The 13657-nt window shown below is 36.1% G+C and carries 8 protein-coding genes; 7 read left to right on the forward strand and 1 reads right to left on the reverse strand.

The features are described 5' to 3' along the window. The first annotated feature begins 253 nt into the window (after window positions 1–253). The 7 genes from ACIQ7L_RS19280 (at window position 254) to ACIQ7L_RS19310 (ending at window position 11774) form a co-directional block, all read left to right on the forward strand. On the forward strand, window positions 254–826 hold the full coding sequence (locus ACIQ7L_RS19280) for a YybS family protein (protein ID WP_400571058.1): 573 nt from the start codon (window positions 254–256) through the stop codon (window positions 824–826). A 549-nt stretch (window positions 827–1375) separates the two neighbouring features. Further along, complete coding sequence (locus tag ACIQ7L_RS19285) at window positions 1376–3475, forward strand: vWA domain-containing protein (protein ID WP_400571045.1); 2100 nt, start codon at window positions 1376–1378, stop codon at window positions 3473–3475. Window positions 3476–3808: 333 nt separating this feature from the next. Further along, on the forward strand, window positions 3809–7171 hold the full coding sequence (locus ACIQ7L_RS19290; RefSeq protein ID WP_400571046.1) for a tubulin-like doman-containing protein: 3363 nt from the start codon (window positions 3809–3811) through the stop codon (window positions 7169–7171). Between the two features lie 58 nt (window positions 7172–7229). Next, window positions 7230–7364, forward strand: a complete 135-nt coding sequence (locus ACIQ7L_RS19295; protein WP_400571047.1) for a phosphonate ABC transporter permease — start codon at window positions 7230–7232, stop codon at window positions 7362–7364. A 616-nt stretch (window positions 7365–7980) separates the two neighbouring features. Then, window positions 7981–9363: an amino acid permease gene (locus ACIQ7L_RS19300; RefSeq protein ID WP_400571048.1), complete on the forward strand. Its 1383-nt coding sequence runs from the start codon at window positions 7981–7983 to the stop codon at window positions 9361–9363. A gap of 483 nt (window positions 9364–9846) precedes the next feature. Further along, complete coding sequence (locus ACIQ7L_RS19305) at window positions 9847–11337, forward strand: FTR1 family iron permease (RefSeq protein ID WP_400571049.1); 1491 nt, start codon at window positions 9847–9849, stop codon at window positions 11335–11337. A 14-nt stretch (window positions 11338–11351) separates the two neighbouring features. After that, the gene (locus tag ACIQ7L_RS19310; RefSeq protein WP_400571050.1) at window positions 11352–11774 is read left to right on the forward strand and encodes a hypothetical protein; all 423 of its coding nucleotides are present in this window, start codon (window positions 11352–11354) and stop codon (window positions 11772–11774) included. A 179-nt stretch (window positions 11775–11953) separates the two neighbouring features. Here ACIQ7L_RS19310 and ACIQ7L_RS19315 read toward each other — a convergent pair whose 3' ends face one another. Then, window positions 11954–12847 carry a cation diffusion facilitator family transporter gene (locus ACIQ7L_RS19315; protein ID WP_400571051.1) on the reverse strand — a complete coding sequence of 298 codons (894 nt, stop codon included), beginning with the start codon at window positions 12845–12847 and terminating at the stop codon, window positions 11954–11956. Between the last annotated feature and the right edge of the window lie 810 nt (window positions 12848–13657).

Genomic DNA, 13657 nt, shown 5'->3' on the forward strand with positions numbered 1-13657 from the left:
GTTCTTGAATATTAAATATATCAATGTAAAAACAATATTAAATCCACTAAAAGTATTAAAATTCTATACATCTTTAGAGGTAGTGTAATAGGGGGACCATACATGCTCATTAACTCAAGAATATTCACTGTACCCAAGTATAAAAAAATGCCATTCTCATTCCAATTGATTACTAACAGGCAATACCGCATAAAGCGCAAGGGAATGAATAGGATAGAAAGTGACGAATTGAATATTTTTTGGGGGTGTTTTCATCAATCGGTTTGTTTGTTATTGGTATCAATCGATGATAGAGACAGATACAAACTATGTTCATGTAAGAAAGATGGCCCTTGCAACCAAGTTAGTTATTACAGCCATATTGAGTACATTTGCCACTATGTTTCAATCAGCGGGAGGCTTTATGCCTGGTATAGGTTTTCTGATTAGTTTTCTAGCGACATTACCAATTTTTTTAGCTACTTGCTTTTCTATCCGCCAGGGAATCCTCTCTTATACCCTTACGATTTTCCTTTTATTTATTATTCAACCGAGTGAACTAATTATCTTTCCTTTTACAACAGGTTTATTAGGTATAGTGATGGGTGTGGCCTTTTTACAATTGAAGAGGAGAATTGTGGTTGTTTCCTTTTCATCAATCTGTCTACTTACGGGTATTATGATGATTCTGTATGTATTCCGTTTTCCAGTGCTAGGCCCTACTGTTGATACAACTATGGATTCAAAGGTTATTGCAATAATATTTATATTGAGTTTTCTTTACTGCTGGATCTTCGCGGAGCTTTGTAGAATACTCATGGATAGATTGTGTCGGGCATTGCCTTAACAGTTGTGTAAAATCTCTTTGAACGAATAAGCGTTGTAATGCCACATATATTTGAAAAGAAGGAGGAGACAGGATTCCTAGTTTATGGATCATGCACTTCAGAAGGGGAAGGCAGGAATAATGGAATACCTATCACACTTCTTTAAATCCCCAATTGGAACAGATGAATATGCCCTTGATCAGCAATACCAAACGTTATTGGAGTATGTGAAACATTTTGAATACAATGCTTAATCCCCTTGGTGGCCTTGGAGCTGAAAAAACTATGTTGGAAGTCAAAGCAAATGAGCTGTTTCAAAATGGAGCTTATTGTATGTGGGTAATCGGTCATTTGATATAATTATGTAATCAAGCGGTTGGTACGTATCCAGTGGGATAGTCCGGTTGATTTCTCATTACTTGAGAAAATGGTTTCACGTTATTTCTATCATTTTATTTACATAATGAAATTATGATGATCTATTTGTCCGGAAATACAAGTCATATATTTTGTTTCTTTTCATAAATTTAAACATAGGAATTTGTCTACAAAGGTGGCGAAGCCTCATCATGAAGATTCGAATCTGTGCCACATTCATTTTGTTTCTATTATTGTGTTTAAATCCTTTTTTTACTTTTGCAAAAGGAGAGGAGGCAAAAGAAAGGGTCGTTTCACTTGTATATGATGATTCAGGCAGCATGAGAAATAACGATCGCTGGAAGTATGCCAATTATGCTTTGCAAAGTTTAGTTGCCTTATTAGATGAAAAAGATAAATTTTCATATGTTCCAATGAGTCGGCCAACAGAGGCGCTAAATATTGCGCTAACAAATGAAAAAAGGCAAACAGAAATCAATCAAATCGGGGCGTGGAAAAACTATTTAAATACGCCGTTTAGCGCTGTGGAAACAGCGATGCAATCTATTAAAAAGGAAGCGGACATAAATGGAAAACGTGAATTTTGGCTTATTGTATTAACTGACGGGGCATTTAACGAATTAGAAAAAGAAAAGAATGGTGGAAAAGAACAAATTACGCAGAAACTAGAACAATTTAAAAAAGAAATGGAAGCGAAAAAAATATCATTGCATCCAGTTTTAATAACAATGGAGGAAAATTTAGGACAGCAAGAGCAGCTACAGATGAATACATTTAAAGAAATTTGGAAGCAAGAAATAAATGGGATCGTCATGCCATCGAGTGGAGAGGATGGAGTCATTCAAAGTGTAAATCAAGCTGCAGCCTTAGTTGCGAATCGAGATCCATTTTCTTCTGTTGAATCTATTGTGAAAACGAATATAGCAGGCAACAAAGTAGAGATTACCACACCATTTCCGTTAAAACGAATGACGCTCGTCCAACAATCCTCTACTGCATCGCAATATCGAATAGAACAACTTTCTAAACCATTAGCGTTACAATCTTCTTTTTCTATTCATGCACCAGGAGAGTCTAATTTATATGGTGGTATTACACATATCAGCGCTACAAACGAGGAGATAATTAAGCCTGGGACGTATACGGTAGAGCTGGATAGAGATATTGGAAAAGAAGGATTAAAAGTACTTGTTGAACCAGTACTTGATTATAGCGTTTCTATTTATGATAAAGAAGATAAAGGTAAAAAAAATATTGAGAAAATGTACGAAGGAACGACTGCGATTATTGAAGCGAAACCTACTGAATTAGCAATTCAATCTTCCTATTTTCAAGCAGAAATAGAATTGGGTGGAAAGTTGTATCCGATGAAATGGGATGATAAAAGAAACGTATTCTACTACGAAACACAAGTTGGAAAACAACCAGTACGTGGAAAAGTTCATATGAATATAAAAGGATTTTATAGGCAAACAAAAGAATTCCGAATTGAATCGTTACCCAAACTAAAGTTATCTTTACAAACCATCACAAAAGACTATGAAGAAAAGGTGACGAATTTAGACAATAGTAAACCGTTTGTCCTGCAGCCACTATTGAATGGTGAACAGATGAAAGAAGCAGAGGTAAAAAGACTGCTGCAATCTACTGGTGTCACATCTCATCAATCGATCAACTATGAATTACAGCAACATGGTAACCAAATTTATGTTTATCCTCGTCCTTACTACTCCGACACATTTAATTTTACAGATACCGGCACCATAGAAGCTACCATCAGTATAAACGATTCAAAGTTACAAGAAGTAAAGACAACGATTTCGCTTCATATTCAAAACGCACCATTTTGGGAACGTTACGCGTTAATTTTAAAATTTGTAATTCCAGTAACTTTACTACTTCTATTAGTGGGAATTCTTATTTTAGGGTGGATTGTCCGGCCAAGATTTCATCGAAAAGCAATGCTGTATTACGAATGGGATCAAGAGGTGGCGAAAGATTGGCTTTACCAATCTGAACCAGAACTCTTAAGAAACAAATGGTGGAAACATTATTTTGGTATTCCATTTCGTGCAGAACGAAAGACAGTGCAATCCGTAACATTTATAGCGAAAAAAAGATCAAAATCTATATTTGTAGCAAAGGAATCACAAGTGATCGGTATGATTATTGACGGTATGTTTATAACAGAGGAAGAGGTTGGAAATGAGCATAAGACGTTATATCCGAACGAAATCTTATTGATTGATCGAGGGTATGGGAAGGAAATCTACCGATATGAATGTGAATAAGAGGAAGTTCAAAAAGTCCGGTAAAGATAGCTGTCGCATTTCTTCGTTACGTCGCCAGTCCGGTACTCATGTAGTGTCAGCTACACTCCGTATCCTCCTGGCTTCCGTGCCTCGAACTGCTCGGCTCTCTTTCTCCTCCTTTTTGAACACAAATTGTTAGAGGAAGTTCAAAAAGTCCGGTAAAGATAGCTGTCGCACTTCTTCGCCTGCGTCGCCAAGTATGGTATCCATGTAGCATTAGCTACACTCCGTATTCTCCTGGCTTCTGTGTCTCGAACTGCTCGGCTCTCTTTCGCTTCTTTTTGAACACGCACGAATAGGAAGGTGGTTCACATGACATTACAAGTTCCAACAATTTTAATTGGTTTAGGTGGAATCGGAAGTACTGTTACCCATCAAATATATGAAAAGCTGCCAAAGGAACGACGCAAAAAGGTAGCGATGCATGTATTTGATACAGATGTGAATACGCTAAGTAAGTTTGAACATATTCGTAAGTTCAAGACACAAACCAGTTCTAGTAAAACGCCTCGAGAATATATTACGGAAGATCCAACGATTCCAGAATGGTTTCCGATGGATCCTACTATTCTAGATAAGCCGTTAACAGAAGGAGCTGGCCAACTTCGTGTGATTTCACGCCTTGCTTTACGAGCAGCGATGAAAGAGGATAAATTAACTGCTTTTTGGCAAGAAATTGAAAAGATTTTTCCTGTCACGAGTGATCAAACAGAGTATGGTGTTCGTGTTATTATCGTTACATCATTAGCTGGTGGCACTGGTTCGGGTATGTTCTTACAAATTGCGTTGTACCTACGTGAAATGCTTCGCAAGAAATTGCAACATCATAACATTTTAATTCGCGGTGCTTTTTTAATGCCAGATGCACTTGTTAAGACGCGTACCATTAGTGCGAAAGAATTTGAAACTGTTCAGGCAAATGGTTATGCGTCATTAAAGGAGCTACATGCGATTACACTTGGCTCTACAGGTGAATTATCAAAGCGTGGCGGTGTCACAATTGAATTAGAGTATCGCCCGGATCAAGTGGATGAAGACGGAAGAACGAATCATACAATTAAACCACACCATTTACCGTATAATTATTGTTTTTTATATGATTATGAAAATTTACATGGTCATCATTTACACAATCTAACGGATTACATGGAACAAATGACAAATACGATTTATTTACAGTTATTTAGTCCGATGTCTATAAGTCATTTTGCACAAGAGGATAATCAAATTCAGCAGTTGGCGGAATCGAACGGAAAAGCACGCTACTGCGGTGCTGGAACTGCAAAGCTTATTTATCCATATGAGCATGTTTTAAAATATTGTGCCTTAAAGTGGGCTGTGCAAGGATTAGATGAATCATGGCTTCATTTAGATCAATTGTTTCAAGAGAAAAAGCAGCGCTATGAACAAGACGTTCGCCGCGGTATGCAACGTGAGAAGCCAGAGCGTGGGAAGAGTTATTTAGAAGATTTAGAGCATCTTGCTACTCGTCCGGAGCAAGCGCATATTTTCTATAGACAAATGTATAATGAAACACGTGAAGGTGCAGAGGACGGGAAGGTTGGCATTGCGAAATCAAAGTTGTTTTTAGAAGCGGTCGAAAGTTACGTACAGCGTACAGTACAAAAAGATGAAGAGCTAAACAGGTTACAGCATGAGTGCAAAATATCTGCTGCGAAGCTTAAAATGATGGAGCAAATGAAGGGGGAAGTAGCAAGAGTTGATCACGCTGTCAGGTTGTATGCATATGCGATACCGAGCCGTGTGCATGAGCATGTGACGACACTTTTATATGACATGATAGAATCAGACCGCTATACGCCTAGTGGATCAGAGGGACAGTCATATCAACTAAATACATGGTTTTTAAAGAAAACAGAAGCTGTTCATCCAGTGGCTGCTCGTTTCATGCTGTATGAGATTCGAAAGCAATTAGTAGAGAAAATGAATCGATTACATGAGAACAATGAACAGAAGCGGAATCTCATTCAAAACTATGATAAGAAATTTAATGTAAGTAATATTGATGGTACAGTAACAGCTGTGCGACGTGTTGAACTTGCACAGCAACAAGGTTGGTTTGGTAAAATGTTTTATAATCAGCAGCGTATGTTCCGAAAAGAATTTGAAGATATCGTGACGCAATACGTGCATAAGTTAAGTGAATATCGCAAAGAGATGTTACTGGAACTCGTTTATCAATCGCTATATCAGGCAGTAAATAAAATGATTCAACATTGGGAAAGATTCTTTGATAATTTACAAGAAACACGTGAAAATTTGCTGTTTGAAATTCAAAAACGCAGCAAAGAATTTGAAGGGAAAACAAATCCGACGAATGTATATGTGTTAGCAGATGAAAGGTTGCAAGAAAAAATATGGCAAGATATGCAGCAACATTTAAATTTAGGCGTGCTTCCAAAGGATATATCAGCAGAGATTTATATGAGCTTGTATGCGGAATATTGCCGCGATGCACAAGCAGAAGAAAGTCAATCGAAGAAGGTAGAGGATTTTTATCGGGAGCATATTTTAACGTATTGTTATAACGAGCTCCAAGTCCGATATCGTGACAAATTAGAACTCAATATTATTGAAGCATTGCGAAAAGAAGCTGATTTTAAAAAGCGTGATCGTAATGAATATGTGAGAGAAAAAATTGAAGATCTCTTCCATCTAGCAAGCCCATTTATCCCGAAAGTAGCTCATCATAGAGAGTTACAGTATTGGGGGGTACACCCATCACTAAAACAAGAATTACAAGAAGAGCTTCTGCAAGAAATGTTCCAAGAAAAGGATACAGTGAATGAAGCATTTTCACCATTTGAAGTCATTTGTTACCGTGCTCATTATGGATTGTCACTGCAAGATTTTCCGAAACTTTCATCTGGACATATCGCAAATGGATGTATGAATGACAAAGGGGATTATTTTCAGTCTTATTATCGCCGTGTAAATAAATTAAATATCAAAAAATCGAATTTGACACCGCATTTAGATAAATATTGGCACTTACCAGCTTTTATGCCGGACTTAAATGCAACTCAGACGAAGTTAGATTATGATAAATGTAATCGTGCTCTTCTTTATGCATATATGTACCGGTGGATTAGTCTCGTCGCCGTTGAAGGTCAGTTTGTCTATCAATATAACGGTGTAGGACGCAGCTTTTTAATTCAGTCCATGGGGAAAAATATTTCAAGTGAAAGTTATAAGTTACATCGGGCATTGCTTCATAATCCGTTTATTTATGAAAATATTTTGTCCCGTTTTGAAGAAGAACAGGAAAAAGCAATGCTTCAAGGTGGACATTTGTATACACAGGCTTTTGTATTAGGGGCTCAGGACGTAAGATGGCTTAGAAAAGAGCACGTCCATAATATTTTAGACATTATTTTAATGTACGATCGGGAGGCAAAATACGATCCGACGTTAGAAGAAACATCAGATGAATTATTGCGATTACTCCTTGATGAAATCGAGTTGTATTTCCAAAATTATTATGGAACAGGTGCAGATATGGTTGCAAAGAAAGAGAAAGAGATGTTTGTAAAACAACTATGGGACCGTTCGCATGCGAAAGGGTATGTTGATCCAAATAGTGCGCCTTATAAAAAATGGCAGCACTTATTACATGTTCAAGATGAAGAACAAGATACAAAAACGAATGTGTAGGGGAAAGATAGGGAACCCTTAAGTATGGAAAGACTATTTTTGAAAAGAGGGGTTCCAGGTGCCATTTTTAGGAAGTGTGTATCAAATATTTGGATTATATCCGGAGATTTACCATGCGATGATTTCAATGGAAATGCAGGAAGAAGTACGTAATGAGCAGGTAGAAAAGAGCAATACGGAAATGGAAGATTAAAAAAACCATGCAGATGAAAATCTGCATGGTTTTTCTTAATGATTCGTTTTTTGAATAAATAATAAAAAGTAAATTTGTGATTTGAAATTTATATTATGAAAATAATAGAGGTAAGATAAGATGAAATGGTTATTGTTTTTATTTCACAAAAATAATTCCGGCTATTGAATAGTTGAGTACACATATATTCTATAGGAGAAAATGAATAAAATATTAATATTAGAAAAATAAATCAACTGATACAACTGGGAATAATTGAAATTTGATGACTTGAGTTTGTGAAATAATACTTTATGTTACATAATTATCCACTTGAAAACAAGTGATCTTATTATTGACAATTGAATTAATTATATGATAAATTCAAATCTCTTTCTTAATGATGCATCATGTGAAAAAATACCCGATATGTAAGTTCTATTTATAATTATAATTTTCTGTATTTTTTAAAAATATGTAGTTTAGAGATAAATAAAATTTATCTCTATTGAAAAATAATAATTGTAAATGTATTTTATTATGTGAAATTATGGGGATTTTTAGCATGATAAGCCCTTTAAAAAGGAATAGAGGGTGTGCATAGTAAGGGATTATATTGAAAACGGGGTTTCTACTAATGAGTCTACTAATGAAAAAAGAAATGAATGAAGAAAAGAAAAAAGTATTGAACCAAACGTTAGGAGCATTCGATTTAACTCTTTTAGGGATTGGAGCAATTATTGGGACTGGTATTTTTGTATTAACAGGTATTGTGGCAGCTAAACATGCTGGGCCTGCAATTGTACTATCTTTTGTATTGGCCGCAATTGTTTGTGCGTGTGTAGCATTTTGTTATGCTGAATTTGCCTCTACTGTCCCAGTATCTGGTAGTGTATATTCTTATACGTATATCACATTAGGAGAAATTTTTGCTTTTATAGTCGGTTGGTGTGTAATGTTAGAGTATTTATTAGCAACATCTGCAGTAGCCGCTGGGTGGTCTGCTTATTTCCAATCATTACTTCTAGGATTTCATATTAAAATCCCTGCTCTTTTTGCCTCTGCACCGGGTATGGGGAAAGGTGGAATCATTGATTTACCAGCAGTTTTTATTATTTTAATTGTTACATTTTTATTGAGTCGTGGTACGAAAGAGAGTGCTCGTATTAACAACATAATGGTCATTATTAAACTTGCTGTTATTTTAGGGTTTATTATTGTAGGTGGACAGTATGTAAAACCAGATAATTGGCAGCCATTTCTTCCATTTGGATTTCACGGTGTTATTGGAGGAGCGGCTACTGTATTTTTTGCCTTTTTAGGTTTTGATGCAGTTGCTACAGCTGCTGAAGAAGTTAAGCGCCCGCAACGTAATGTTCCAATTGGTCTTCTTGTATCACTATGTATTTGTACAATTCTGTATATTGGTGTTTCATTTGTTTTAACTGGAATGGTACCATTTACTGAACTGAATGTAGCTGATCCAGTTGCATATGCACTACGTGTTGTTGGAGAGGATAAAGTTGCTGGTTTGCTATCAGTAGGAGCGATTGCCGGTTTAACTACAGTTCTGTTAGTAGCGATGTTTGCTTTTGTACGAGTATCTTATTCTATGAGTCGTGATGGATTACTTCCAAAGAAGCTTTCAAGTGTGCATAAACGTTTTCAAACGCCGTTCTTTAATACGTGGATTGCAGGGGGGATTGCTGCAATTTTAGCAGGGTTTGTAGATCTGAACCTATTAGCGAATTTAGTGAACATGGGAACGATAACAGCTTTTATATTTGTATCTATTTCGGTAATTGTACTGCGAAAAACAAAGCCGAATATTGCAAGGCCATTTCGTGCACCATTGGTTCCCTTTTTACCTATAGTGTCAATAATAAGTTGTATGTATTTAGCTTTTAATCTTTCCCAAGTAACGTTAATTAGCTTTGGTGTTTGGATAATGGTAGGTATTTTGATTTATTTTGTATATGCTAGAAAACATAGTAATGTAAGAAAAGGGAACGATGCATAAAATGAAATTTCAGTGCAAGATAAGGATTTGAAATAATAGCTGTAGGATGGAAAGATAACTTGTTTACAAGTAATTCTTTATCGTCTACAGCTATTTTTATTTGTAACTATATAAATACAGGTTGAAAAATCAACCTAAAACCCCCTTTCTTTTTAGGGGGACGAGAGCATCTGGCCATGCATAGAAGCGGTCAGGGCTTTTTCATGCCATATGCAAGAGTAAAAACAAAGAGGGAAAACGAGTGCAGGTTATGTTTTATTTTGCTCATCATACTTATAAAGTGACTAGAAAAATTACATACACGTTGCCAATGAGGAGATTCCATATTAATTTATGGTAAATTCTCACAACTAATAATTGTTTATTGACATTCAAAATGTAAAGCCCTATACTTTTGTTAGTGAATTAAGTGATAATGATTTTCAATATTGATTATGTTACATTTAATGGGAAATTGTTGATGTATAGAAATGAGGGGTTAGCATGAGGTGGAAAGTACATACTTTTTTACTAATTGTGTTATTAGGTTTCATAAGTTTTCCATTCCGTGGGTTTGCTGCAACAGCGGCAGATGATTTAGGAAAAGCAAATAAATCCGTTATACAAGCGCTTCAGCTTGTACAAGAAGGGGATATAAATGGAGCTTCCAAACAATATGAAGCTTTTAGGTCCACATGGCTTTCCGTTGAGGAGGGAATCAAAAAACAATCTTCACAAGCGTATCGCGATATTGAAGATGCAATGGGGCAGGTGCAATTTGCATTTGCTCAACAACCAGCGAATAAAGAAAAAGTAGAGACAGCACTTCAAAAATTAAAGGACGTAGATGATAAATTTATTGCCGGTAAATTTTCTGCTACATCTACTCAAAAAGACGAGGGAAATACAAAAAAAGCGGATATAGCCAGCTTGATTGTTCTTTTAGATGATTCGCTTTCCAAAATTGACAATCATGATATTGAAGGAGCGAAAAAGGATATTGAGACATTCCGCTCTTCATGGTTGGATGTAGAAGGCGTAGTGCTGACGCAGTCCTCCAAAATATATGGAGATGCTGAGCGTGACATGGTTACTTCGTATGCGATGCTTTCTTCCGATTCCCCTGATATAACAGGGGCTAAAAAAACAATCGAAGAAATGCGGGATTACTTAGCGCCGCTTGTTGAGAAAACGAGCTACAACATGTTAGATGCGACTACTATTCTGTTACGAGAAGGATTAGAAGGGTTATTGGTCGTTGTAGCGTTGCTCGGTTTCTTGAAAAAGGCTGGGCATGAAGAAAAGAGCAAATGGATTTGGATTGGTGTTGGAGCAGGGCTTGGCGTAAGTATCATTCTTGGTGTGATTGTGAATATGCTCTTCTCCGCAGGGGCATTTGGGAATAATAACTTTCTCATTGCTGGATGGACGGGAATATTTGCTGCAGTGATGCTGATGTACATGAGTTATTGGCTTCATAGTAAATCCAGTATCGCGGAGTGGCAACGGTATATTCGTACCCAAAGTACAAAAGCATTGGATACGGGAAGTCTATGGTCATTAGCGATCCTGTCATTTCTTGCGGTGTTTCGTGAGGGGACAGAAACCGTATTATTTTTCATTGGTATGGCATCTTCTATTAAGATATCGAGCCTGCTAATCGGCATTGCGATTGGAATCTTTGTACTTATCATCCTATCGTATTTAATTTTAAAGGTAGGCTTGAAAATTCCGATGCGTCCATTTTTCTTAGTTTCAAGTATTCTTATGTTTTACTTGTGTTTTAAATTCACAGGAATGGGTATTCATGGCTTGCAACTTGCTGGATTATTGCCAGCTACGCACCTTTCAATCCCAACTATAGACTTTTTCGCGATTTATCCATCATGGGAAAGTACAATCCCACAAGTAATTCTTCTTGTTGTCGCAGTAATACTTGCAATATGGAATAAGAAAAAAGATACAAAATTAGAACAACAACAAAAACAGGCATAATAGGAGGAAACAATATGAAATCTCGTAAACTAATTTTTCCAGTTATAGTAGCAACTTCCCTAGCATTGGGTGCTTGCGGAACGACAGGAGAAAAGAAAGCTGAAAGTACGAAAACTACGGAGCAGGCATCTGAGAAAAAAACAGTCTCCATTGCTGATGGGGCAACTAGCATGAAACAAACAGTGAGCGATTTGAAAGCTCAATTACAGGAAAATAATGCTGCTAAAGTAAAAGACGATGCAGAACAATTAGAGAAAACATGGCAAACGTTTGAAGATACAGTAAAAGAAAAGAATGCGGATTTATATGAAAAATTAGAAACACCGCTTCATACAATCGAAGCAGGTGCAAAGGCTGAACCGCTTGACGTACAAACCTTAAATAAAGCAGCAGAAGATTTAGATACTGTGTTAACCGAAGTAGGGAAATTAAAATAAGAATAAAAAAGAAAGCATCTTATCGAATAAGATGTTTTCTTTTTTGTCTTAATAATATACAAAAATAAATTCTATAAACTAATATGTTTCTGCTGCCAAGATGATTTCTATCGTTATTTATTTAATCTAATAAGTCATTTTCTGATTTCTTGTTTTTATAATTTAAAAATCTTATGAACTTATTTTTCTTCATACCATGGATTTAAGTGAATAAGTACCTCATATACTCCTGAATCCTGTTTCATAATCGTTGTTTTTATTTCTCGACAAATATCGTGTCCTTGCTGGATACTTAAATGTGCAGGGACACTAATCCTAACATCAACCAAAATATAGTGACCATGGTCTCGAGCTCGTATTCTATCAATTCTTTTCACAAATGGATGTGCTTGAATGATTGTCTTATATTCACCACGTTTTTCAGCAGGAAGACCACCTTCCATTAATATATATACAGCTTCTTTCCCCATACCGAATGCAAGCTTTAAGACAAAAAAGGAAACAATGATTCCAGCTAATGGGTCACCATAAGCTGCATATGGGATTGGATATATATTGTTTAGTAAAGCGATCCCAATTCCAATTACAGCCGCAATAGAAGCATAAACATCAGCGAGATGGTCATAAGCGGTTGCGATAAGACCTTTACTATTTACTTGTCGACCAATTCGGATTGTATATACATATAAAATTTGTTTCCAGACTAAAGAAACAATAGCTGCTATAAAAGCAATCATGTGGGGTTTCGTTGCTGGATGAAACAATGCTTTTATTGATTCATAAGACATAAATAAAGCTGCGAAAATTAAAATAATAGCTACAATTCCTGAGGAGATGACTTCAGCTTTTCCGTGACCATACGGATGGTCCTCATCAGCAGGTTGATTTGAAATTTTCATTGACCCTAAAGATGCTACAGATGCTACCACATCAGCAGCATTATGAATACCGTCAGCTAATAACACCTGACTCTTGAAAAGGAATCCAACTATAATTTTAATAAAAGTTAAAAGTACATTGCTTATTACACTGATCCATGCTGCTAACAAAGATGATTTACGGTTTTCATTCATGTCTGTATGCTCCTTTCTTTATTGTTTTTATTTTTTTGTATTTTTGTTAAGAATCTAAAATATAATCAGCAGATTCCAGTTTAAATTACCGATCCATTGTCAAGATATTCTTTAGAAAAACACAATACATTTCAGTGCATTTAAAGTCCTTTCATACATTACCAAATAATAAGTGGGTGGGTCTATACAAACATTTTTGCCTAACAATATACATTTAGATTGCGACTTACTTTGTTTCTTATATCCTCATTTTTTTGCCTAATACAAAAAAGTATAATATCAAATTATTATGATTTTTCTTAAGTGATTTAACGAGTATTTTCACTTTTTATGTACAGCTTGCTTGTACGATTCCCGGCTATGTTGTGATGACACAGTTGTATTTAGTGGTTTAGGAAAGATAATTATGTAAGTCAGTCATAGGGATTAAATTTGATATAGAGATTGTTTCATTTTGCGTAAAAGTTATGTATCTCAAATTTGATGTGTAGTGATTACAAAGAAAAGAAGTGCGTTTCGCGCTTCTTTTTAAGGTCTCACCAACAAAACGTGGGTTTTATACGCTAAGGATATGCAGGATTTCATGCAGGCTACGAGAACGGTTTGAACTGCCAAATGCTGTTGTGACAGGGATGTATGAAATCCTGCATACAGCGGAATGAACGGAAGGTTGACAAACTCTTGGTATGAATGGCTTTCTAGGATTTGGTTACTGCTGATAATGTTACGTTATGGTGCGACAGGAAGTCGCATTTCTGCAGTGTAGCTCACGCTACTAATCTAGACGCAAAGATTATCTCCATCCGAAAC

The organism is Bacillus sp. NPDC094106 (assembly GCF_044764345.1).
Classification (GTDB): Bacteria; Bacillota; Bacilli; order Bacillales; family Bacillaceae_G; genus Bacillus_A.

Excerpts from the sequence above, each read along its gene's own strand:
- ACIQ7L_RS19285 (WP_400571045.1), top strand. The coding sequence starts at position 1,376 with ATGAAGATTCGAATCTGTGCCACATTCATTTTGTTTCTATTATTGTGT.
- ACIQ7L_RS19290 (WP_400571046.1), top strand. The coding sequence starts at position 3,809 with ATGACATTACAAGTTCCAACAATTTTAATTGGTTTAGGTGGAATCGGA.
- ACIQ7L_RS19300 (WP_400571048.1), top strand. The coding sequence starts at position 7,981 with ATGAGTCTACTAATGAAAAAAGAAATGAATGAAGAAAAGAAAAAAGTA.
- ACIQ7L_RS19305 (WP_400571049.1), top strand. The coding sequence starts at position 9,847 with ATGAGGTGGAAAGTACATACTTTTTTACTAATTGTGTTATTAGGTTTC.
- ACIQ7L_RS19310 (WP_400571050.1), top strand. The coding sequence starts at position 11,352 with ATGAAATCTCGTAAACTAATTTTTCCAGTTATAGTAGCAACTTCCCTA.
- ACIQ7L_RS19315 (WP_400571051.1), bottom strand. The coding sequence starts at position 12,847 with ATGAATGAAAACCGTAAATCATCTTTGTTAGCAGCATGGATCAGTGTA.